Source organism: Pseudomonas sp. ICMP 10191 (assembly GCF_001467335.1).
Classification (GTDB): domain Bacteria; phylum Pseudomonadota; class Gammaproteobacteria; order Pseudomonadales; family Pseudomonadaceae; genus Aquipseudomonas; species Aquipseudomonas cerasi.
Genome location: NZ_LKGW01000113.1, coordinates 182,622 through 204,443 on the forward strand (window position 1 = coordinate 182,622; position 21,822 = coordinate 204,443).

Consider the following 21,822-nt stretch of genomic DNA (forward strand, 5'->3'; position numbering starts at 1 on the left):
TCAGACGTGCTGGCCGCCGTTGACGTGAATCTCCGCGCCGTTCACGTAGGACGCGCCAGCCGTACACAGGAAGTAGATCAGCGAGGCGACTTCCTCGGGCTTGCCCAGCCGGTGCATCGGCACCAGCCGCTCGACAATCTCGGCGGTGCCGGGTGACAGAATCGACGTATCGATTTCACCCGGCGCAATGGCATTGACCCGTATCCCGTGCGGGCCGAAATCGAAGGCCATTTCCCGGGTCAGCGCCGACAGTGCCGCCTTGGACGTGGCGTAGGCGACGCCTGCAAACGGGTGGACCTTTGAGCCGGCGATCGAGGTGACATTGATGATGCTGCCCTTGGCTGCCTTCAACTCGTCAAACAAACCCCGACCCAGCAGCGCGGTAGAGAACAAATTGACGTTGAACACCTTGATCCAGGTGCTGTAATCCGACTCCAGCACCCCCATGCGCCCGCCGTCCTCGGTCTTTGGGGAAACGCCGGCATTGTTGACCAGCGCATCGAGCCGCCCGCCGAGCTTGTCCTTGATCGCCGCCATGCTCTCGCTGACGCTGTCGATGTTTTCCAGGTCCAGGTGAATGTGGTTGAGCAGACCTTCAGCCCACGGGCAGTCAGCGACCCAATTCTGCCGCGACGCGGTAAACACCTCCCAGCCAGCGGCATTGAAATGCTTGACCGTGGCATGACCGATACCCCGGCTTGCGCCAGTCAGCAACAGCTTTTTCTTGTCGCTCATGAGTGCGTTCCGGTTTTTAGGGTGGATGCATCATGTTTTTTGGTGGGAGGGGTGTCAACGGGGTTCAGGCAGTACCGGTCAGGCGGCAGTGCGCATTGTGTTGATGCGCTTCAACACCCTGCGCCATAACGGCCGCTTCGGACGAGGAGCTGCCTCGGCCACCACATTCGGCATGTCGCGCAAGCGAATCCAGGTTTCACTGCGCCAGTGCAGCACGCTCATCGACGTGCCGGGCCATTGCAGCTGGCTCATTCTGGGGTTATCCAGCGTGACGTTCTGTTGATCATGCAAGGTCGTCAGCACCTCATGCGTCAGCCACTGACGCAGCATATGGCTGTGACGGAGGACTAGGGTGGCTTCGAAATGGGGTGTGTGGGGGGAAAGGTGTGGGGCTGAAGCGTAGGAAACGGCATTTTTTGGGGCGGCTGCGATGCGTTAGATTTTAGGTTGTGTTCAGATAGTGTGTTGTCGGTTGATGTTTATTATTGAAGCGCGCCCATCTGCATGGGTTAGATGAGGTAACGCCTCCATCACCCTCGACAACCCTACACTGGAGGCAACATGTTCGACAAAGGCATCTGGCTGAACCAACCCCGGCAATGCGGCGTGACGGACGAGCGTTTGACAGTCACCACAGACCCGCAAACCGATTTCTGGCAGCAGACGCACTACGGCTTCTGCCGTGACACGGGTCATTTTCTAGGTGTTTCGGTGACCGGTGATTTCACTGCGCAAGTCCATGTGCAGGGTGACTTCAAGACGCTTTACGATCAGGCGGGTTTGATGGTTCGCATTGACGAGCGCAACTGGGTCAAAACCGGTGTTGAAGTCAGTGATGGAGCGCTGATGCTGGGCAGCGTTCTAACCTGCGGACAATCCGATTGGGCCACGGGTGTATTTGATGATTCGTCATCCGGCCTCTGGCTGCGAGTCACCGTCGCCAAGGGCGTGCTGCGCATTCAGCACTCCAGCGACGGCCTGCGCTGGCCGCTGCTGCGCTTAGCTCCATTTCCCGTGAGTGAGTCTTATGCCGTAGGCCCAATGTGCTGCAGTCCGGAACGGGGAGGGCTGGAGGTGGTGTTCTCTCATTTCGAGGTCATGCCTGCACTGGGCAAGGATTTGCATGATCTGACGTGAGTGGCTTACCGGTAGGCTCTTACCGGCCTCTGCTGGCTCTGAGTGGGTCTACCTTCGGACTTCAGTTGCGCATAGTTCTGATTCCTCCGCCTTAACTTTCTATAGAAAGCAGCTGTAGTTTAGCTATAAGCAGTCGATACCTTCATGTGCTTTTCTTCTTTGCTTTGGTGTGACCTTGAATAGACCTGTCCTGATTTTTTGCTTGGCTTTTCTTACCGGATGTGTGGGCCACTATCAGCAAGCTAAGTTGACGGAGCCCCACGCCACGATAGAGGCCGGGTGGGGTAAAACTGACTTTCTCCACGAAGGGTTCCAAGGGTACTGGGCTTACTACGATGCTCATTGCCAAGACACAGATGAGACCGGCGCTCTGGGTGGTGTCTCTCAAACCGACCCTGAAAAGAATCGCTTTCTAATTAAGCCGGAGAAACGCATTTATCTGAATTCACTCATTGTAGGGGTCAAACGACTAGAGGATCGCAACCGGACTTGGGTGCAGATAAGCTGTTTGAACGTCAGCAGCTTCATTCCTAAGGAGGGAGCGACCTATAAGGTGACTCCGTCAGCTTTCGAAGGCGAATGTTCGTTAGCGGTGATAGATCGGCAGACAGGGAAGCCGCCAGCTTCGCTCATGGTCGAGCCTGTAAGGAAGGAGTGTGGGCTTTAACAGGCCTATACCAAAACGACCCGCTGGGTTGATGATGAATACTCAACGCCTAGCATGTGCTGCGTATTAAGCACTCGAGCGACGGGCTGCGCTGGACGTGGTGTTCTCTCATTTCGAGGTCATGCCTGCACTGGGCAAGGATTTGCATGATTTGACGTGAGTGACTCTTCAGCGAACCATTGCAGGATCGCTGAAGAGCGACAGGGTTATTTCGTGTTACTGAATGACAGTGAACTTGCAGTTTTCAGCTGATGTTTTTCACACACGTTATAGACAAGACCAAAGGGCCCATCTTCTTTCTTCCAGGCACTGCCTGCAGTTTTTATAGTGAAATACTTATTGTTTTTAGCGATGAAACGCATGTCCAGCGCCTCGCGCCCACCGATGTTGTAGGGTAAGTGTCCGGGTAACACTCCTTGCTTAGTTTTTTGCTGTTATTGCCTCAAAGCTGAGTATTAATGGCGTTATGCTTGTTGATATCAAATCTTTTCTGCATAAAAAACCGGTGGTATCCAACGACCGGGTAATCTTTAAGTTCTCCAAATATGCTGAAGCCGTGCCGGAGGCAAAAGTCCGGAGCTTGAAAAGAGAACGTGTCCAGCCAGATACCTTGACAGCCTTTCTCACGCGCCAGAGCTTCCGCCTTGTCCATCAACTTTGCGCCCAACCCTTGCCCTCGGGCAACTTCAGGTACTACCAGCAACTCAACAAATAACCACTGCCCAGAAATTTTTGCGTATAGCCCACCTTGCGTAGCCCCCGCGTCATTCTTGATTAAGATCGCAAGTTTTTCAGTTCCGATGAGCCCCGTTTGTACTTGGTTGTATTCGCGCAATGGTGTCAAAATCGCTTGGTAATCCGCCTCTTGAGGCGCCTCATTTATCTCTATCCGTAAGTCCACAGCTTTCTCCTTGAGTAGTTTTTGATTAAACGGGCGCCCAACGATGTGGTAACAAGTTGGTAGCGTCACTTGCCCGCTGGGTGGGCAGACGAGTCAAAACGTTTTTCAGGTAAGCATATCGTGTTGCGCTGACGATAGGCATAGGTCTTATCCAATAAGAAGCTCGCCACCTTGACGATTTCTGGAATCTCTGACAAATGTTCACTTTTGATCGAATCTATTGAAAAAGTCGGGAATGGTTTTCACAGCAGAAAAGTACGCGCCTGGGCTTAAAATCTAGAGTCTGCGCAGAGGTATTCGGATTCAGATTTCACGTGGCAGCGTACAAAAAGGCGCTTTCACCGATCAATATGCTGGCAGTTTGAGAAAACCGACTTTTTCAACAGTATCGGCCGAGAGCATCCGAATACCAGTAGCAACAGCTCGAACTGCGTCGCGGCTAGGTTAAACACTGGATTGCCTTGAGTATAGGCAAATGCTCAAGAATCTGACACTCAGCGCCGATACCATCCTCAGATTAATGATGCTTGATCGCCTAGCCGTAACCCCGAGGAATAACCATGCGCAAAGCCCACCTAATTGCCGCTCTCATTTCCGTAATGCTTGGCGGATGTGCCTCAACACCCCCTACGCCAACGGCCAAAATCGACTACAACCGCCAAAGCTATGAAGGCACCAGGTTCGAAAAGCAGGTAATGAATGTCGAATCCCAGAAAGCCGCCTTCAAAGCCGACATCGATAGCTGCGAAGCCGAGGCCAGCCGACACTATCAGGAGTCAATCGCTCGCAGTGCCCAACTGTCGCAATTGTACGGCCAAGCGCTGAGCCCTCAGGTCCTTGCAAAAATGAAGGAACTTCAGGTGAGCTTTTGCATGGCAGGTGATAAAACATCGTCGAGTACAGGCAAGGGGTGGACAGCTGTTCGGCCAGGTTGAGAGCAAGCACTGCGTCCAAGTGTGGCATCATCGCGAGTCGTACATAACTGTTGGCACTAGCGGCAGCTCTCGGCCAAAAGCGGACGTTTATGGAAAGCACTCATAAGCTTCGATAAACTCCACGCCTACGCTTCAAGGATGGATTTGAAATTGCGCCGGTTTTTAGTTGCTCTATACCTTTGCGTTGCAGCATTTGTTTTTGTCACCCTCAGCATTACTTTCTGGCGTAGCCCCTATAGCCTCACTGTGTTGATCGCCTCAGCCTATGAAGATGGACTCGTCGTTGGCAAAAATCCTGGCAAAGCCATGGTTTGGTATTCACGCGCCGCAGAAAATGGCGATCCTGTTGCTCAGTATAAGCTCGGCCTCATTCATTTCTATGGACGTGGTGTTGATATTGATCGAGCCAAAGGCCTTCAGTGGGTAACTGAGTCGGCCGAACGCGGGAACGCTGATGCCGAGTATTTTATGGGCATCGCAATCACTGCGGGCGTAGCGACTGAGACAGATTTTGGTCAAGCGGCGAGATGGTTCAGCAAGGCCGCTGAGCAAGGTCATGTTAAAGCTCAACAAAAGCTCGCTTCCCTTTATTTCAACGGCAGCGGCGTTGAAAAAGACGATCAGGAAGCTTTCAAATGGGCCAGCAGGGCAAGTGCTCAAGGCGATGCGGAGGCCAAACCACTTCTGGCTACACTGTATTTCTATGGCAAAGGTACTCAGGTAGATCCTCAACACGCAGTGAAACTGCTCACCGAAGCGGCCAACTCCGGGAACAGCCTTGCATACGAAATGTTGGGAGCGTCCACTCTACATGGCACTGGTGTTCCCAAAAATCCTTCCGCCGCATTGCAATGGTATACCCGTGCTGCCGAGGAAGGCAGGGTTAACGCTCAATTCGTCCTTGGCTACCTATACAGCAGTGGCGGTGATGTCGCGTTCAATTACTCGCTGGCGAACCATTGGTTTTTAAAGGCCGCAAAACAAGGAAGCGCGCCCGCAATTGTCGCACTCGCCTTTCATCTCGATAATGGGCAGGGTTTCGAACGTAACAAGGTCAAGGCGTGCGGGCTATTGCGTGTGGCGCTGAAACGCGAGCTACCAAACAATATGGCAGAGGACCTCCGTGTGCAGCTTAAAGAGGAAGAAAAAGCGCTTTCGGTGCAGCAACTGGCTGACGTATCTGTCTGGGAAGCCCTTTATTCGAACCCTAAGGGTTTAAGCGAACTAGAAGGTGATGTAACGGAGGTTACTACTCCACCCAACTCGTGAATGCCGCTGGTGCTTGAGACACTTGGAAAGCCCTCAGAGGACACAGAAGCCTCTTTCAACAGACTCAGCAGCCAGCTTCAGCCAGTCAGCCTTCTAATGGATATTTATCGTTGCTGCAGGTCCCAGTTCAACGCTGGCCTCTTTGTTTTGAGCTTTTACTAGCTGATTTTTATAACGATTCATTTTTTTACTCAGCGTGTAATCAGTTCTCTTTAGCTAATTATATGCAGGGTGCCCAAGGTCCGCTTCTGGTATGTCGTCTCCCAAGTTTACGAAAACGATTTCTTTAGGCACCTGAAGGCCAGCAGTTATTGGGAGGGATCGTCGGGGAGGGGCTACTATCGACCCATAGCGGCCATCACTGAGCTCATCGCCTACGCGAACTGCATACCTGCCTTTAGTAAAAATCATAATAAAGCGCCCACTTCCCCGTTTCGACATTCTTCCAGAACATCAGGCTGCCGCTGTCGATTACGTTCAGGTTGATCTTCGCGTCCGACGAAATCTGGAACACAAATTCGAAGCCTTTGTCGGGATCCACCCCTGATTGGCAAAACGAGGAGTAGCCACCGATTTTGTGTTCGTAGGTGTGGGTGATCAGGTCGTAATAGCTTTGTATGCGCCCGTGCTTTCCAGCTTCAATATCTCTTGCTCAAGGTCCGCCGATCACCCCTGCTCAAGGCCCTACACGCACACCTTTCTCCTGCGCCTCCTTCACAAGCCGCTCACGATCTTCAGGAAGCAGCATCCGCGCCTCAACCAGCGAGTCTGCAGCTTTACTCACTGCAGACACATAAGCCTCTTTCGTGGGGTAGCGTTCCTCCAGGGAAAGGCGAGGGTCTCCGGCCACGATTCGCTCTTTCTTCGTCGCGGCAAACGGGAGGAAGCTGCCTTGGAAGTTACAAAAGCCACCATCAAAAAATTCGGGCCGGAAGGTATTCCAACCCGTGTAAGTTCCGATGGGAGCGCCTAGATACACATCCCGAACGCCACCCACATCAATTCCGTCTGCATCCACTTGAGGTACCAAGAGGCCGTAACTGCCGACCCCCGATTTCGGCGGCTCGTTTGTGAGAATGCCAGAGCTGTCTTCGGGACGAAAACCAGTTCCAAAATCAAGCACTTGCAGGCTGTTGACGGCACCGGTGTAGCGGAGCGCGGGGCGCGTGACGCCGCCATAATTGGTCGCGGGGATGAGCGGGAAACTGACCCTGTCCGCCGGCACCAGTGTGCCGTCCGCCACAGAGGGCTTTATCGAAGCGGGCGGTGTTGTCTCATCACGAACCCAGCCAACGAGGTTGATGAACGCTGCGCGCATTGTCCAGGTGTGTGGGTTTGGATTTGATTGAACCTGGCAAAGCCCAAAGGGTGGGTTAACCGGGAGTGGCAAAGACGGCGGGGCATGCTGTGTACTTGCCATAATAAAAGTGCGGACGTTTTCCGGTTCATGTGTATCGCGCAAGCCGAGTGGGTCGGTAAGGCCAAGCGACTGGCGTCCCTCCCAAAGTTCAAGGGCCGTTGCCATGTGGAATATCAGAGGGCAGGTGTTGTTATCGTTGCAGCGATCCAGCAAACCCTGCGAGCGTCCGGTAATCGGATCGGTTTCCCGGCCATAGGTAAACGGAAAATCGTAAGCAGGGTAGTCATGATCGACCTGCTGGCCCCAAGCCCGGCCAGGCTGAGCAAACCGGATGTTGAGCGGCATCAGGCCGCCACCGATATGCGGCATCGCACCATCATAGACTCGATGACCTTCCTCGCTGCGGTTGAAACCCAGTGCGATCATGCTGCGGATGAATCGGCCGGATTGTGATGAGCCAGTGATAATCGACTTGACCTTGGGCCCATGCACTACAGGGTTGGGCACACCGGTATCGTCATGCTCAGCCTGCTGGAAAAACGCACCAACATCCCGTGCGATCGCAAAACCAATACCCATTACCGTCGGTTCCTTGGCCCGGTAAATCAGCTCGTAAAGCTTACCGGGCTGAAAACCTGCGGGTAGGCATATCTGGGTTTCGCTTGGCGTGTTGCAATCGCCAAAACTCCAGTCATTCACTGGAATTTCCTGTCGGGGCGCATTTGCCCGCGAACGCACCGTCAACGTCGGACGAAAGCCATCTGCGAGCACTTTGGTGTTGTCGGTTTCAACAGATTTGTAGCTTGTATGAGGCGGCGTGGAGGTGAACCAACCTGCGGACAGGTTAAGGCTGGCGGTCGGTGAGAGCGTGGTCAACTCACTGCGCACCACACCTGTTACCGGCGCCCCATCAGTATTTATGGCCGTCGGCAATTGCACCATCATGCGGTTGTCGCCCGGTGCAACGTCCCCCTGCCAGGCAAACGCGATCAGCGTCGTACCCTGGCGCTGTAAAAAACCGTCCCCGGCGACTTCGAAGTTGTTGAACGCTGCTGGACTACCCTGCATATCAGCGTTGAACAATAACATCGCGCGCTTAGAGCCGCGATTTGGCACGTCGAATAGAAGAATGTCATTCGATTTGGCCACGTCAGCGGGACGCAGGATTGCAACATCAGTCGTGTATTCGACCATCCCACGCCCGTTACGGGGGGCAAGTTCGATGTCTTGAATAATCTTGTTTTCAGACGCTCCTGGGTCTAACTCACCATGAGCGCGCGCAAAGACGCGTTCGTAAGCCCCTGTATTCCCGAAGCTTTCGCCTCCGAAAGCGGGTTCGGTCCGCAGGATCTCCAACTGTGTGATACGGGCTTGGGCGGGTGCTGCAACGATCATCATTGAGCTTGCAAACGCTGCAGCATGAAATAGGCGATTCATCCTTACCCCCAATTTGTCATTTTTTTTATGGATGGTTTTTGATGCGCTGATAGCAATGCTTGTACAGATCAAAAGGCTTCAAGCATAGCCCGCAGGTAGCTCGGTTATCATGAATCGTAAGCGTTCCGAACGCAGACGTGCGTTTCCTAGATCAAAAGATATCCCACCAACGACGAGTATCAAGACTGTCTTTCCGACCTAGCGATTTCCTGTAGCCGTACAGGCTCAAGCGGCCCGTGATCACTGCGACAAGAAAGACCAAAAACCAGAATCCGTCGACATCAATCCAACCAATCAGTTGCCGCTGGAAAACAGCGAGTAGCACGAAAATTGCCGCAACTAGACACCCAAATTCTCGATTAGATATAGCACTCCTTATGGACGAAAAACAGCGCTCTTGTACTGGCCAAGCCCCTGCGGGTGAGGTCAGGCGGCGGGGATACGGCGAAGCATTCTTTCGCCTCCGAATCGTCTGCACATAGGTAAGTCTCAAGTCAGCTTCATTTTTTGCATTGAGTGTACTCCTCAGCCTAAACGTTCTTTAGGAAACGTATCTGCAGTCTGGTGCCGAACCTCCCCCCGCAACCCCACCCGCATATCCGCCCCACTAGGCTGCTGATACAAATTCAACCCGAACTCCGGCATCACCGTAATCAGGTAATCGAAAATATCCCCCTGTATCCGCTCGTACTCCACCCACACCGTCGTGCGGGTGAAGCAGTAGATTTCCAGCGGGATGCCTTGTGAGGTGGGTTCGAGCTGGCGAACCATGCAAGTCATGTTCGGGTTGATGTCGACGTGGCTCTTCAGGTACGCCAGGGCGTAGGCGCGGAAGGTGCCGATGTTGGTCGGCGCCGGCGGTTGGCGGACATTTGTGCGACGTTGCCTTGTGCCTGGTTCCAGGCGAGCAATTCGGCCTGTTTGCGGCCGATGTAGTCGGTGAGCAGGTGGATTTGCATGAGTTGCTGTTCTTCATCGTCGCGCACGAAGCGTACGCCGCTGGCGTCGATGAACAGGCTGCGTTTGATGCGCCGTCCGCCTGATTGCTGCATGCCGCGCCAGTTGCGGAACGACTCGGACATCAGGCGCCAGGTGGGGATGGAGACGATGGTTTTGTCGAAGTTCTGCACTTTGACGGTGTGCAGGGTGATGTCCACCACGTCGCCATCCGCGCCGACCTGCGGCATTTCGATCCAGTCGCCGACGCGCAGCATGTCGTTGCTGGTCAGCTGCACACTGGCGACGAAGGAGAGCAGGGTGTCCTTGTAGACCAACAGGATGACCGCCGACATGGCGCCGAGGCCGGACAGCAGTAGCAGGGGCGAACGGTCGATCAGGGTGGCGACGATGATGATCCCGGCGAAGACGTAGAGGATCATCTTCGACAGTTGCACGTAACCCTTGATGGAGCGCGTGCGGGCGTGTTCGGTGCGCGCGTAGATGTCCAGCAGGGCGTTGAGCAGGGTGCCGATGGCTAATGTCATGAACAGGATGGTGAACGCCATGGCGATGTTGCCGATCACGTTCCGGCCCGCAGTGCTCAGGCCTGGGACCAGCGTGAGGCCGAACTGAATGACCAGTGACGGCACCATCTGCGCCAGTCGGTGAAAGACCTTGTTGTGGCGGAAGTCGTTGACCCAGTGCAGGGACGGCTGACGGCCGAGCATCCTGACGGCGTACAGCACCAGAAAGCGCGCCACGCGGCCAAGCACCAGTGCGGCGGTCAGCAACAGGATCAGCGCCAGCCCGGTGCGTACCCACGGATGCTGGTCGAGCATGTCCCAGATTTCCTGGGTCTTGAGCCAAAGCGAGTGAATATCCATAAAAGCATCGGGCCCGTTAAGCGAAGAGGGGGCGTGATTAGAACATTTACCGGGTCGGACAGGGCGGCCCGTGAGCACGAAGTGTACGTTGGGCAATGATTTCAAATTGTATCGATCGCTGAAGTAGACTCGTCGCTCATTATCAAAGGAGTTGCGTCTTGCACCTATCCATCGTTCAACGCTGTGCGTCACGTCTCTGGTTGCAGGCCTTGTGGGTACTGGTCGGTCTGGCCTCGTCGACACTGGTCAGTGCCGCCGGCGCGTTACCGACCTACGGTGAAATGGACGCTGCAGGGTTCGCGGGCTCGCCCCGGGAGAACTACGCCCTGCAGGACTTTTCCGATAAATACCGTGCGACGCTGGATATTTCAGCCAAGGACGATGTGTTTCGTCCCGGCGTGATCAACGTGTACGACAAGGCCAGCGGTGCGGCTTTGATCCGCGTGCAGTCCGACGAACTGGTGCTCGGCACTGACCCGAAAACCGGCAAGGTCAAAACCAACGTGCACGAGTTGCCCTATGGCGAACAAAGCGTACTGATCTATCAGGATTTCAACTTCGATGGCATCAAGGATCTGGCCTTGATGGACGGGCAGAACAGCTGCTATCACGGCCCCTCGTATCAGGTCTTTCTCGGCACGGCCGATGGTTTTCGGCACAGCGATTCGTTCACCGAACTGGCGCAAAACAACTGCGGCCTGTTCAGCGTGGATGAGAAAGCCCGCAAGATCGAGACCATGACCAAGGACGGTTGCTGCTGGCACCAGATGTCTACGTACAGCATCCGTAATGGCGAGCCGGTTCTGGAAACGCAGACGGTCCTTGACCATACCGGTGGGTCGGGACTGCCGACTGAAACAGTCAGTCGCAATCAGAATGGCAAGATGACGCACACCACCAGCATCGTCTGGGAGGAAGACCAGCAGCGTGAGATTCTTCTGTCGTTCAGGCTCGCGCCGTCCGGCAAGCGCATTGTGTTGTTCCGCTCAGGGGACGCAAGCCCGGTCTTCTACGCGGCCGTGGACAGCAAGAATCAGGTCGGGCTGCTGTTTCCCCAGGCTGACGGTGAGCAACTGAAGTACGACGCTGCCAGTCACGTATTGAGCTTTGTGCGCGGCGACACCGTTTACCGGATCGTGGGTGACGCAAAGGGTGCGCCCACCGCCATGCAAGTGGTGGTGCGTGGCAAGACCACCGACCTGAAACTGCTTGCCGAGCCTGCTCAAGGTTCGCTGAACAAGGTCGCGGATGCGTTGAAGGCCGCGCAGTAATAAGGCGGCGGGGTGCTAGCCCCGATACCTCACCGCCTCAACAAACGCGCTGAACGCCGGCGACGCTTGTCGCCGGTTCGGGTAGTACAAGTGAAAACCTTCGAAGTAAGGGCTCCAGTCGACCAGCACTTCTTTCAGGCGGCCGCTGGCGATGTGCGGTTCGGCCATGGAGTCCGGCACGTAGGCCAGGCCCACGCCGTCCAGTGCGGCGTTGAGCACATGGATCATGCTGTTCGACGTGAATTGCCCGTTGACTCGAAGGTTGAGCTTGCGGCTGTCCTTCTCGAACTCCCAGGCGTAGCAACTGCCGTTTGGCGAGTGACGGATGTTGATGCAGGTGTGTTGAGTCAGGTCCTGAGGCTGCAGCGGGACGGGATGTCGCTCGAAGTAGGCCGGCGAGCCGACCACTGACAAGCGCCAGTCAGGCCCCAGGCGCACGGCAATCATGTCCTTGCTGATGGACTCCCCCAGACGGATGCCCGCATCGAAACGTTCGCTGACAATATTGGTGAAGCCGTAGTCGATGCAGATCTCGATCTGGATATCCGGGTACTGCGCCAGAAACCCTGCAAGCATCGGGCGGATGATGCCTTCTGCGGCGTCATCGGAGCAGGTAATGCGAATGGTGCCGGCGGGTTTGTCGCGCAGTTCGCCCAGCACTTCGACTTCTGCGGCAATCTGATCCAGCAGCGGCCCGATCGAGCGCATCAGCCGTTCGCCAGCCTCGGTCGGGGCCACGTTGCGGGTGGTTCTCGCCAGCAGGCGCAGGCCCATGCGCTCTTCAAGGCCCCTCATGGTGTGGCTCAGGGCTGAAGGCGTAACGCCCAGTCTGGTCGCGGCCTTGGTAAAGCTCTGATCGCGTGCCACCTGCAGGAAGGCTTGCAGATCATTAAGTTTGGGTGTGCTCATTACTGAATCCTTCTCACAAGCGCGTATAAATTGTGGTGTCTAATCATGCTAATACCTTTGCCCTAACCTGTGCCGACTCATTTTTAACGTCGCCAGGTCAGGACGCATGCAAGCATTTGATTCAACTCTGAAGCAGTCCGAAATAACCACTCATCCGCCAGCCTGGGGCGCCGTGTTCTCGATGGCGCTGTGTGTGGTGGTGCTGATTGCGTCAGAGTTCATGCCGGTCAGCCTGCTGACACCCATCGCGCAGGACCTCGGCATCAGCCAGGGGCAGGCAGGGCAGGCGATTTCGATCTCCGGCTTTTTTGCCGTGCTGACCAGTCTGCTGAACACGCCACTGACCGGGCATCTGGATCGCAAGCCTGTCCTGCTGGGCTTCAGCCTGTTGCTGCTGGTGTCTGGGGTGATCGTCACGCTGGCCTCCAACGGCTGGTTGTTCATGACAGGCCGTGCATTGCTCGGGATTGCCATTGGCGGCTTCTGGTCGATGTCGACCGCTACCGTGATGAAGTTGGTGCCGAAGCAATCGGTCGCCAAGGGCCTGGCACTGATCAACGGCGGCAATGCGCTGGCGGCGACGGTCGCCGCGCCATTGGGCAGCTTCATGGGCCAGTACATCGGTTGGCGCGGGGCGTTTTTCCTGGTTATCCCGCTCGCGGCGCTGGCGTTTGCCTGGCAGTGGCTGAGCCTGCCGGCCATGCGCAGTCAGCCGAACAACCGGGCACGCAATCCGTTCCGCCTGCTGCGCAACCCGCAAGTGGCCGTCGGCATGAGCGCGATCCTGTTGCTGTTCATGGGCCAGTTCGCCGTCTTCACCTACCTGCGCCCGTTTCTGGAAGAGATCACCGGGGTCAGCGTCAACACGTTGTCCCTGATGCTTTTGGCGCTGGGGGCCAGCGGGCTGGTCGGCACCTACCTGATCGGCAGGCTGCTGCACACAGGCCTGTATGCCTGCCTGATCGCCATTCCGTTGCTGATGGCGGTGCTGGCCGTGGCGCTGACCGGCCTGGGCCATTCACCTCAGTCCGTCGCCATTGTGCTTGCCGTCTGGGGGCTGATTGCCACACCTGCACCGGTCGCCTGGGGCCTGTGGTTGAGCCGCACGCTGCCCGACGATGCCGAGGCAGGCGGCGGCCTGATGGCGGCGACCATTCAATTGGCGATCACCGCCGGTGCCGGCATCGGTGGCGCGCTGTTCGACAGCCTCGGTTGGTGGAGCCCGTTCGCATTCGGTGGCGTGTTACTGGCGTGTTCGGCCGCGCTGGCCTGGACGGCACGCGACAACGCGTCCCTGCAGGAAAGCAACACCGGTCAGGGCCGGGCAGATAAACGCGGGTCAATTTATCAAAGAGGTAACACGCCATGAAAAAGATTCTTTTGATGCTTGGGCTTTTAATCAGCTCATACGCTGCGACAGGAGCAGACATGTCTCACGGTGCCGATAATTTCTACACAAGCGACAAGGTCGTTGCGCAAAAAGTGCTGTTCAACAACCAGTACAAGATGAAAGTCGCGGGCAACCTGTTTATACCCAAAGGCTCGAACCCGAACGTTAAAGCTCCGGCCATCATCATCGGCCATCCGATGGGGGCGGTGAAGGAGCAAAGCGCCAATCTCTACGCGCAGAAACTGGCCGAGCAAGGGTTTGTCACCTTGTCGCTGGACCTGTCGTTCTGGGGCGGGAGCGAAGGCCAGCCACGTAACGCCGTTTCCCCCGATCTATACGCCGAAGACTTCAGCGCCGCAGTGGACTTCCTGAGCACGCAGACCTTCGTGGACAAAAAACGAATCGGCGTTCTGGGGATTTGCGGCAGCGGCAGCTTTGTCATCAGTGCCGCGAAGATCGACCCGCGCATGAAAGCCATCGCCACGGTGAGCATGTATGACATGGGCGCCGCCAACCGCAACGGCCTGAAACACTCGCAGACGCTGGCGCAGCGCAAGAAGATCATCGAGCAGGCGGCACTGCAGCGCGACGTGGAATACAGCGGCGGTGATACGGCCTACACCAGCGGCACCGTACACAAACTGACTGACACATCCGGCCCGATCGAACGCGAGTTCTATGATTTCTATCGCACGCCACGGGGCGAGTTCACGCCTGAAGGCCAGTCCCCCGAACTGACCACTCACCCGACGCTGACCAGCAACATCAAGTTCATGAACTTCTATCCGTTCAACGACATCGCGACCATCTCGCCACGCCCGATGCTGTTCATCGCCGGTTCAAAGGCGCACTCGCTGGAGTTCAGCGAGGAAGCGTACAAACTGGCCGGCCAGCCCAAGCAATTGATCATCGTGCCAGAGGCCGGGCATGTGGATCTTTACGATCGGGTCGATCTGATCCCGTTCGACAAGCTGGGCGAGTTTTTCAAGAACAACCTGAAGTAATCCGCCTGAAAGCGCTACGCATGAAAAGGCCCTGCACAAGCAGGGCTTTTTTGTTATCGGTCACTGGTGGTTTCAAATCTACCTAAAGATCCGCAGGCTCATCCTCATCGCGAAGGTGAATGTCCAGCCCCTGCCGACCCGCTGCAAGATGAGGACGCAATGTCAGCGCCGGGATCTCGTAGTCACCGTCGTTCTGCCTGCGAAACGGCAAGGGCTCAAGGGTGAACAGGGTATCCAGGCGGTTGCCGTAGTCGGCGCAAATGCGGGCAAATGTTGCGCTGTCCACTTTGCCTGCCCGGTACACGGGGAAGGGCGCGAGCACCTCGAAGCCTGGATAGAACAGGATGCCGTGCTGGATAGGAAAGAGCACGTCGTTCAGCGCTCCGTTTACGCCACGCTCGCTGTAGTGGGACTCCCAGCCACCCATGGTCACCGTCAGCATGGCGCGCTTGCCTGCCAGCGTTCCCTCACCGTATCGATCACCCCAGTGCTGGTCGCTGTGCTCGCCCACGCCGTAGGCGAAGCCACAGGCGTACACCCGCTCTATCCAGCCTTTCATGATCGCCGGCATCGAAAACCACCAGAGCGGAAACTGAAATATGACGGCGTCTGCCCAGAGCAATCTGGCCTGTTCGGCCTCGATGTCCGGCGGTTGAATACCGGCGGCAAATACGCGTTGCGACTCAAGGGCAGGGTCAAAGCGGCTGCTGCTCTCAAGGCCAGGTGCATCGTTGGCGTCGATTGTCGCCTTCCAGCCCATCTGGTAAAGGTCGGACACCTGCACCTGATGGCCTTTGCTCTGCAGATGATCGACTGCGAAGTCTTTCAACGACCCATTCAGCGAGCGCGGTTCGGGGTGGGCGTAGACAATAAGTACGTTCATGAGGGGCTCCGGTTTGTCTGTCATGAGGCAACGCTACAGACTCGATCGGGTATGCTGGAAATCAATCTCCCAAACACTGGGTATGTGCATGAACAATACCTTGCGGCGTATCGACCTCAATTTGCTGATCACGCTGGATGCATTGCTCTCGGAGCAGAACGTGACCCGCGCGGCGCATCGGCTGAACCTGACTCAGCCGACGGTCAGCCTGCAATTGGGCAGGCTGAGGCAGGTACTGGATGATCCATTGCTGTTGCCGGGACCGCGGGGCATGACCCCGACTGCGCGGGCTGAACAACTGCGCGAACCGCTCAGGCAGGCGCTTGCAGCGCTGGAGTCCGCTTTGCTGCCCGGTCGGGATTTCGATCCGGCAAGGGCCGATCACACCTGGCGCGTGGCCGCCAGCGACTACGCGACCATCGCGTTGATATGGCCGTCGCTCGGCAGGTTGCGCAGCAGTGCTCCGGGTACGCGCCTGGCCCTGTTGAACAAGCACCCGGTCAGCCTTGCCGCGGATCTCGAAAGCGGTCGACTGGATCTGGCGTTGCACACCCGCGATGAGGCACCGCCCAAGCTGCGTCAGCGGTCGTTGATCCATGAACGTTATGTGCTTGCTGCCCGGCATGATCATCCGGATTTTGCGCAGCCCGTATCGCTGACGCGTTTCTGTGAGCTGGAGCATGCGGTCATGTCTCCCAACGGCGGCGGGTTCGCCGGAAGCACCGATCAGGCCCTGGCGGCGCAGGGGTTAAGCAGACGGGTCGTGTTGTCGGCGCCGCATTTCGGCTCGCTGGTGTCTGCATTGACCAGCAGCGACCTGGTTGCAGTGGTGCCCGAACGGCTGGTGCGCGCCCAGCTGACGCTCGTGGTTCAGGAACCGCCGCTTTCGATTCCCGGGTTTGAAATGCTCATGCTGTGGCCTGAGCGTTTGCACCGTGATCCGGCTCATATGTGGTTACGAGAACTGATGGCTTCGGCCATTGATTGAGCCGTGCGGCGCTCATGATTCAAGCCCGCAGCCTGCGTTCGCGTAACGCACTCAAACACTCGCGCCCCGCAGCCTCGGCGGTTTGCATGACTGTCTGGCTGCTGTCCTCGGTGATCCAGGTCAGCAGCCGGACCTGCCCCGTCGCCTGGCTGCCGCCGTGCATGCGAGACAGGGTTTCGCGGTGCTTGAGCATGGCTTTCATGCGGGTGGCGAGCATGAAGATATCGTCGATGAAACCGTCTTCGACGTTGTCGTGATGCTCGATGCCCAGCCCCGTGGCGTCGTGGTCGATACGCAGGTGGTAGTGCATGGCCCCGGTTGCATCCTCGCTGCCGAACAGCGCGATGACGAAGCCTTTGCCCAGCAGTGAGCGCAAGGCGTGCTGGATTATTTCCTGCACATCGGGGGTGATCTGTCTGACTTCGCGGCTCATGTAACGACTCCTGACCTGATGAGTAGTGCAGGCAGTATTCAACGACGGGATGTAAAGCGCGGTCCGGGCCAGGTAATGCTGGGTAAAGACCGCCTTGTTCATGCTGTAAAAGGTCCGCCTCAAAAGGTCTGGCCCAGCGAGAACTGGAACACTTGGGTCTCGGCGTCTTCGGGCTTTTTGATCGGCACGGCGAGGTCGAAGCTCAGGGGGCCGAGCGGCGAGTACCAGGTCACGCCGACGCCGACCGAACTGGCCATCTGGTCGATATTGATGTTGCCGCAGTTCTGCGTGGTGGTCAGGTAGCACTTGTCCGCGTAAACCGTGCCGAAGTCCCAGAACAGCGAGGTGCGCAGGGATTTCTGGTCTTTGACGAAGGGCATCGGGAACAGGTATTCCATGCCGCCGGTGACCAGGATGTTGCCGCCCAGGGCTTCGGTGTCGCGGTCGGAATAGTAGATCTGCCCCTGACTGGCGTAGGTGCCGGTGGCGGGGGTATTGCGTGGCCCCAGCGTGCCGTCCTTGAAGCCACGCACGGTGGCCTGGCCGCCCGCCGTATAGTTTTCGTAGAAGGGCAGGCCGTCGGTATCGCCGTAACCGTTGCCGTAGCCGAGTTTGGTATGCAGGCGCAGCGAGGTGGTGTCGCTGAGCGGCAGGAAGGTCTGGCCGTTGTAGTCGAGTTTGTAGAACTGCAGGTCACTGCCCGGCACGGTGCTGGTCAGGGTCAGGCTTTGCGAGTGACCGCGGGTGGCCAGTACGCCTTTGTTGAGGGTCGATTCCGACCAGCCGACGCTGGCCTTGAGGTTGGTGAACGCATCACCTTCGCGCTCGATGAAGTCGTAGATCTCGTCAGCGCTGTAGCTGCCGGCGTCGAGGGTGTCACGCTGGATCGACAGCCCGTAGGTCAGGCGCGATGTTTCGCTGATCGGATAGCCGAGGTTGACCCCGGCGCCCACGCTGTTGAGCGAATAGTAGGAGACCTCGTCGTCATCGTCGTAGTACTTGCTGTAGTCGGTCGCGTTGTAGAAAACGTTGTAGCCCAGGCTCACCCCGTCAGGCGTGAAGTACGGGTTGGTGAACGCGAAGTTGTACTTGGTCTGGTACTCGGAGCGGGTCATGCCAAGGCTGGCGAAGTTGCCGGTGCCGAGGATGTTGTTCTGCGAGATGGAGCCACCCAGTATCAGCCCGGCGCTTTGCGAAAAGCCCACGCTGGCAGTGATGTTGCCCGAGGCTTGTTCTTCGACGGCGTAGTTGATGTCCACCTGATCGTCGGTGCCGGGGACCGCTGGCGTTTCGACGTTCACTTCCTTGAAGAAACCGAGACGCTCCAGGCGCACCTTCGACTGGTCGATCAGGTAGGTCGAGGCCCAGCCGCCTTCCATCTGACGCATTTCACGACGCAGCACCTCATCGGCGGTCTTGGTGTTGCCGCGAAAGTTGATGCGGTTGGCGTAGGCGCGCTTGCCGGGGTCGACCACGAAACTGATATCGACGGTGTGATTGGCCTCGTTGGCTTTCGGCACGCCATTGACGTTGGCGAATGTGTAGCCATCGTTGCCCAGACGACGGGTGATCAGGTTGGTGGTGTCAGTCATGACCTTGCGTGAAAACACCTGACCCGGTTTGACCAGAATCAGTTGTTCGAGCTGGTCCTTCGGCACTTTCAGGTCGCCGCCCAGTTTGACGCTGCCCACGGTGTACCGGTCGCCTTCGGTGATGTTGACGGTAATGAACACGCCTTTCTTGTCAGGTGTCAGCGATACCTGCGTCGAGTTGATATCCATGTTGATGTAGCCGCGGTCCAGGTACCAGGAGCGCAGTCGTTCCAGGTCGCCGGAAAGTTTTTCGCGGGCGTACTTGTCATCGTTCTTGAAAAACGACAGCCAGTTGCTGGTCTTGAGCTGAAACTGATCAGCCAGTTGTTCATCGGAGAACACGGTGTTGCCGACCACGTTGATGTGCTGGATCGACGCCACCGTCCCTTCGTCGATGGTGATTTTCAGGGCGATGCGGTTGCGTGGTGCAGGCAGCGCCTGAGTATCGACCGAGGCACTGTAGCGGCCCTGGGAGACATACTGCCGTTGCAGTTCATTGCGCACGCCCTCCAGCGTGGCGCGCTGGAATATCTCGCCCTCACTGAGCCCCGACTGCTTGAGCCCCTTCATCAGGTCGTCGGTGCTGATGACCTTGTTGCCGACAATCTCGATACTGGCGATAGAAGGGCGTTCGACTACATTGATCACCAGCACATTGCCATCGCGTGCAACGTTGATGTCTTGAAAGAAACCGGTCTTGAACAGTGAGCGCGACGCGTCGGCCAGACGCTGCTCATCGGCCTGATCGCCGACATTGAGCGGCAGCGCAGCGAATACGCTGCCGGCAGATACGCGTTGCAGGCCGTTGACGCGGATGTCCGAGATGGCAAAAGTATCGGCGTGTACCAGCGGGACGCTGAATAACAGGCAGAACGATAGAAGCAGACGCGAAGAAATCATCAAACCCTTTCCAGAAAGCTGCGACAAAGGCATTTGAGCGCTGCCGATGACACGCCAGAAAGGGCCGGTCCGGCGGGCGCTGTTGGCTGCGCAGCATAGGGGGAGGGCATGTTGGGGACGGTTAACGCCGTGTAAGGTTAGGTAAAGATCAACGAGCCCGGCTGACACGCCGCAGCAGCGCCGGGATAATCGGCAACCACCAATCAAGGGCCTGCCATGACTTCCGTATTGCTTGTCGACGATGATCGGGAACTGACGGAAATGCTCAGCCAGTACCTGACCCGTGAAAGCTTCGACGTGACCTGCACCAACAGCGCTGAAGAGGGCGAGGTTGAAGCCTTGTCCGGGCGTCACGACATCGTCGTGCTGGACATCATGATGCCGCGCATCTCCGGCATTGAGGTGCTGCGGCGGATCCGTGCGCAAAGCCAGGTGCCGGTGATTCTGCTGACCGCACGCGGCGACAATATCGACCGTATTTCCGGTCTGGAACTGGGCGCCGACGATTACGTGCCCAAGCCCAGCTCGCCGGGTGAGCTGGTGGCGCGTCTGCGGGCGATCATGCGCCGGGTGCGTGCGGTGCCGGTGATCGAGACGGTCAGGGAGGTGATTCAGGCCGGAGAGCTGATGCTCTGGCCAGGCAAGCGTGAAGCGCGCTGGCAGGGCGTGACGCTTGAACTGACCGGCAACGAGTTCTGCCTGCTCGAAGAGCTGGCGCGGCATGCCGGGCAACTGGTCAGCAAACAGAACCTGTCGATGAACGCGCTGGGACGGCCGCTGGCCCGCTACGATCGCAGTATCGACGTGCACATCAGCAGCATTCGCCACAAGCTCGGCCCGCGCAACGATAACCAGAGCTGGATACAGAGCGTGCGTAATCTGGGCTATATGTTGATCACGCCATGAGGCCGAGCCGGTTGTTCTGGAAGCTGTTTCTGGCGTTCTGGCTGGCGACCAGCCTGACCTTCATGGTCGGTGCCGGCCTGTTCATGTTCACCCAGTCGGGGCGTGGCGATCCTTCGTTCAGCACGGTGCTCGACAACGAAGTGCGCATTTTGCAGCGCTCGGGCATTGCCGCAGGGCAGGCGTTGCTTGATGCCTGGCAGCCGGAGGGTCACAGCAAGGTCGGTCTGTACGACAGCCAGGGGATGCTGCTGGCGGGCGATTTGCTGGAAAACCCTCGCTTCGAACTCGCCGTGCGTACGCGCGAAGGTGCAATCGTGCATATCCGCTCTACCCAGCGCCCCAACCATGACGATCAACCCTCTCACCTCAATCCGCTGATCACCGGCACGGTCATGAGCGCGCTGTTCAGCTGGTTTCTCAGCAGCTATCTGGTGGCACCGCTGATTAAATTGCGCGAGGCGATGGGCAAGGTCGCCAGAGGCCGATTCGACACACGGGTGAAACCCGACATGGGCCGCCGGCGCGATGAAATCGTCGACCTCGCCGAGGATTGCGACCGCATGGCCAATCAGCTCAAGGTCATGGCCGACTCCCAGCAACAACTGCTGCATGACATTTCCCATGAGCTGCGTTCGCCGCTGACGCGCATGAGTGCCGCCATCGGCCTGCTGCGCCAGGAGCCGACCCAACTGGACATGCTCGAACGCATCGAGCGCGAATCGGAGCGCATGGACTCACTGATCGAAGAATTGCTGACCCTGGCGCGCATGCAGAGCGATGTCGAAAGCCTGACGCGCGACCAGGTCGATGTCATCAGCCTGCTGGCAGCCATCGTCGAAGATGCCGAATTCGAGGCCGGACTGAAGCAGTGTCGGGTCAGGCTGCAGGCTCCCGGATCTTTCGTCGCCCAGGTCGACAGCGAATTACTTTATCGGGCCTTCGAAAACGTGATCCGCAATGCCGTTCGCCACACGGCGGTCGGCACGGATGTGGTGGTGGTCGCCAACGTTCAGGCCCAGCCGCTGTGCCTGATGGTCAATGTCATCGATCAGGGGCCAGGTGTGGACGAGGCGTGTCTGCAACGGATTTTCCAGCCCTTCGAGCGCGGTCCGGAGAATGCCGCGCAGGGCTTTGGTCTGGGCCTGGCCATCGCCCTGCGGGCTATCGAAATGCACGGCGGGCAGATCGCCGCACGCAATCGGCCGGGCGGCGGTCTGGTGGTCGATGTACTGCTGCCGGTGTCGTGACTGCGCTCGATGACCGTCCCTCGGCGCGTTGCTTA

Annotated in this window: 16 protein-coding genes and 5 pseudogenes; 10 read left to right on the forward strand and 11 right to left on the reverse strand. The window is 57.5% G+C overall.

Features of this window, described 5'->3' with window-relative positions; genetic code table 11:
- A complete protein-coding gene (locus AO388_RS15585) occupies window positions 1-735 on the reverse strand; it encodes an SDR family NAD(P)-dependent oxidoreductase (protein ID WP_003314465.1) in 735 nt (244 codons plus the stop codon).
- Window positions 736-813: 78 nt separating this feature from the next.
- Window positions 814-1,062: pseudogene (locus AO388_RS15590) on the reverse strand (BRO-N domain-containing protein); the annotation flags it as partial.
- A 234-nt stretch (window positions 1,063-1,296) separates the two neighbouring features.
- Here AO388_RS15590 and AO388_RS15595 point away from each other — a divergent pair.
- On the forward strand, window positions 1,297-1,872 hold the full coding sequence (locus tag AO388_RS15595; RefSeq protein ID WP_058416699.1) for a DUF1349 domain-containing protein: 576 nt from the start codon (window positions 1,297-1,299) through the stop codon (window positions 1,870-1,872).
- A gap of 749 nt (window positions 1,873-2,621) precedes the next feature.
- Window positions 2,622-2,699: pseudogene (locus AO388_RS29655) on the forward strand (DUF1349 domain-containing protein); the annotation flags it as partial.
- Between the two features lie 56 nt (window positions 2,700-2,755).
- Here AO388_RS29655 and AO388_RS29660 read toward each other — a convergent pair.
- Both AO388_RS29660 and AO388_RS15605 read right to left on the reverse strand, forming a co-directional pair.
- Window positions 2,756-2,931: pseudogene (locus AO388_RS29660) on the reverse strand (DUF3757 domain-containing protein); the annotation flags it as partial.
- A gap of 50 nt (window positions 2,932-2,981) precedes the next feature.
- Window positions 2,982-3,440: a GNAT family N-acetyltransferase gene (locus AO388_RS15605; RefSeq protein ID WP_046719084.1), complete on the reverse strand. Its 459-nt coding sequence runs from the start codon at window positions 3,438-3,440 to the stop codon at window positions 2,982-2,984.
- A gap of 560 nt (window positions 3,441-4,000) precedes the next feature.
- Here AO388_RS15605 and AO388_RS15610 point away from each other — a divergent pair.
- Both AO388_RS15610 and AO388_RS15615 read left to right on the forward strand, forming a co-directional pair.
- The gene (locus AO388_RS15610; RefSeq protein ID WP_046719085.1) at window positions 4,001-4,375 is read left to right on the forward strand and encodes a hypothetical protein; all 375 of its coding nucleotides are present in this window, start codon (window positions 4,001-4,003) and stop codon (window positions 4,373-4,375) included.
- A 138-nt stretch (window positions 4,376-4,513) separates the two neighbouring features.
- The gene (locus tag AO388_RS15615) at window positions 4,514-5,644 is read left to right on the forward strand and encodes a tetratricopeptide repeat protein (protein WP_236713910.1); all 1,131 of its coding nucleotides are present in this window, start codon (window positions 4,514-4,516) and stop codon (window positions 5,642-5,644) included.
- Between the two features lie 397 nt (window positions 5,645-6,041).
- On the opposite strand, the pseudogene AO388_RS15620 reads toward AO388_RS15615, so the two are convergent.
- The 3 genes and pseudogenes from AO388_RS15620 to AO388_RS15630 all read right to left on the reverse strand — a co-directional run.
- A pseudogene (locus AO388_RS15620) lies at window positions 6,042-6,304 on the reverse strand (DUF1963 domain-containing protein); the annotation flags it as partial.
- 16 nt (window positions 6,305-6,320) lie between these two features.
- A complete protein-coding gene (locus AO388_RS15625) occupies window positions 6,321-8,441 on the reverse strand; it encodes an alpha/beta hydrolase domain-containing protein (RefSeq protein WP_058416735.1) in 2,121 nt (706 codons plus the stop codon).
- A 525-nt stretch (window positions 8,442-8,966) separates the two neighbouring features.
- Window positions 8,967-10,264, reverse strand: a pseudogene (locus tag AO388_RS15630) (mechanosensitive ion channel family protein).
- Between the two features lie 158 nt (window positions 10,265-10,422).
- Here AO388_RS15630 and AO388_RS15635 point away from each other — a divergent pair.
- Window positions 10,423-11,535 (forward strand): XAC2610-related protein, encoded by a 1,113-nt coding sequence (locus AO388_RS15635; protein WP_058416700.1) that lies wholly within the window; start codon window positions 10,423-10,425, stop codon window positions 11,533-11,535.
- Between the two features lie 15 nt (window positions 11,536-11,550).
- Here AO388_RS15635 and AO388_RS15640 read toward each other — a convergent pair whose 3' ends face one another.
- Entirely contained in the window at window positions 11,551-12,444 is an 894-nt protein-coding gene (locus tag AO388_RS15640) for a LysR family transcriptional regulator (protein WP_003363413.1), read from the reverse strand.
- A gap of 106 nt (window positions 12,445-12,550) precedes the next feature.
- Between AO388_RS15640 and AO388_RS15645 the strand changes: the two genes are divergently transcribed.
- Together AO388_RS15645 and AO388_RS15650 are read left to right on the forward strand one after the other, a co-directional pair.
- On the forward strand, window positions 12,551-13,813 hold the full coding sequence (locus tag AO388_RS15645) for an MFS transporter (RefSeq protein ID WP_058416701.1): 1,263 nt from the start codon (window positions 12,551-12,553) through the stop codon (window positions 13,811-13,813).
- Window positions 13,810-14,838: an alpha/beta hydrolase gene (locus AO388_RS15650; protein ID WP_058416702.1), complete on the forward strand. Its 1,029-nt coding sequence runs from the start codon at window positions 13,810-13,812 to the stop codon at window positions 14,836-14,838. Before AO388_RS15645 ends, AO388_RS15650 begins: the two co-directional genes overlap by 4 nt.
- 82 nt (window positions 14,839-14,920) lie before the next feature.
- On the opposite strand, the gene AO388_RS15655 is transcribed toward AO388_RS15650, so the two are convergent.
- Window positions 14,921-15,721: an NAD(P)H-dependent oxidoreductase gene (locus AO388_RS15655; protein ID WP_044309759.1), complete on the reverse strand. Its 801-nt coding sequence runs from the start codon at window positions 15,719-15,721 to the stop codon at window positions 14,921-14,923.
- 88 nt (window positions 15,722-15,809) lie between these two features.
- Between AO388_RS15655 and AO388_RS15660 the strand changes: the two genes are divergently transcribed.
- On the forward strand, window positions 15,810-16,709 hold the full coding sequence (locus AO388_RS15660; RefSeq protein WP_058416703.1) for a LysR family transcriptional regulator: 900 nt from the start codon (window positions 15,810-15,812) through the stop codon (window positions 16,707-16,709).
- Window positions 16,710-16,728: 19 nt separating this feature from the next.
- Here the strand turns inward: AO388_RS15660 and AO388_RS15665 are convergent, their stop codons facing one another.
- Both AO388_RS15665 and bamA read right to left on the reverse strand, forming a co-directional pair.
- Window positions 16,729-17,142, reverse strand: coding sequence for a hypothetical protein (locus AO388_RS15665; RefSeq protein ID WP_058416704.1), 414 nt, complete (start codon window positions 17,140-17,142; stop codon window positions 16,729-16,731).
- Between the two features lie 119 nt (window positions 17,143-17,261).
- Complete coding sequence (gene bamA / locus AO388_RS15670) at window positions 17,262-19,634, reverse strand: outer membrane protein assembly factor BamA (RefSeq protein WP_058416705.1); 2,373 nt, start codon at window positions 19,632-19,634, stop codon at window positions 17,262-17,264.
- Between the two features lie 216 nt (window positions 19,635-19,850).
- Between bamA and AO388_RS15675 the strand changes: the two genes are divergently transcribed.
- Together AO388_RS15675 and AO388_RS15680 are read left to right on the forward strand one after the other, a co-directional pair.
- The gene (locus AO388_RS15675; RefSeq protein WP_003363397.1) at window positions 19,851-20,540 is read left to right on the forward strand and encodes a response regulator transcription factor; all 690 of its coding nucleotides are present in this window, start codon (window positions 19,851-19,853) and stop codon (window positions 20,538-20,540) included.
- A gap of 11 nt (window positions 20,541-20,551) precedes the next feature.
- A complete protein-coding gene (locus AO388_RS15680) occupies window positions 20,552-21,787 on the forward strand; it encodes a HAMP domain-containing sensor histidine kinase (protein ID WP_054082147.1) in 1,236 nt (411 codons plus the stop codon).
- Window positions 21,788-21,822: the final 35 nt, after the last annotated feature.

Bases quoted from the DNA above. Each gene is read 5' to 3' on its own strand.
- AO388_RS15660 (WP_058416703.1), top strand. From the start codon at position 15,810: ATGAACAATACCTTGCGGCGTATCGACCTCAATTTGCTGATCACGCTG.
- AO388_RS15610 (WP_046719085.1), top strand. From the start codon at position 4,001: ATGCGCAAAGCCCACCTAATTGCCGCTCTCATTTCCGTAATGCTTGGC.
- AO388_RS15585 (WP_003314465.1), bottom strand. From the start codon at position 735: ATGAGCGACAAGAAAAAGCTGTTGCTGACTGGCGCAAGCCGGGGTATC.
- AO388_RS15645 (WP_058416701.1), top strand. From the start codon at position 12,551: ATGCAAGCATTTGATTCAACTCTGAAGCAGTCCGAAATAACCACTCAT.
- bamA (WP_058416705.1), bottom strand. From the start codon at position 19,634: ATGATTTCTTCGCGTCTGCTTCTATCGTTCTGCCTGTTATTCAGCGTC.
- AO388_RS15655 (WP_044309759.1), bottom strand. From the start codon at position 15,721: ATGAACGTACTTATTGTCTACGCCCACCCCGAACCGCGCTCGCTGAAT.
- AO388_RS15675 (WP_003363397.1), top strand. From the start codon at position 19,851: ATGACTTCCGTATTGCTTGTCGACGATGATCGGGAACTGACGGAAATG.
- AO388_RS15625 (WP_058416735.1), bottom strand. From the start codon at position 8,441: ATGAATCGCCTATTTCATGCTGCAGCGTTTGCAAGCTCAATGATGATC.
- AO388_RS15665 (WP_058416704.1), bottom strand. From the start codon at position 17,142: ATGAGCCGCGAAGTCAGACAGATCACCCCCGATGTGCAGGAAATAATC.
- AO388_RS15650 (WP_058416702.1), top strand. From the start codon at position 13,810: ATGAAAAAGATTCTTTTGATGCTTGGGCTTTTAATCAGCTCATACGCT.
- AO388_RS15640 (WP_003363413.1), bottom strand. From the start codon at position 12,444: ATGAGCACACCCAAACTTAATGATCTGCAAGCCTTCCTGCAGGTGGCA.
- AO388_RS15595 (WP_058416699.1), top strand. From the start codon at position 1,297: ATGTTCGACAAAGGCATCTGGCTGAACCAACCCCGGCAATGCGGCGTG.
- AO388_RS15615 (WP_236713910.1), top strand. From the start codon at position 4,514: ATGGATTTGAAATTGCGCCGGTTTTTAGTTGCTCTATACCTTTGCGTT.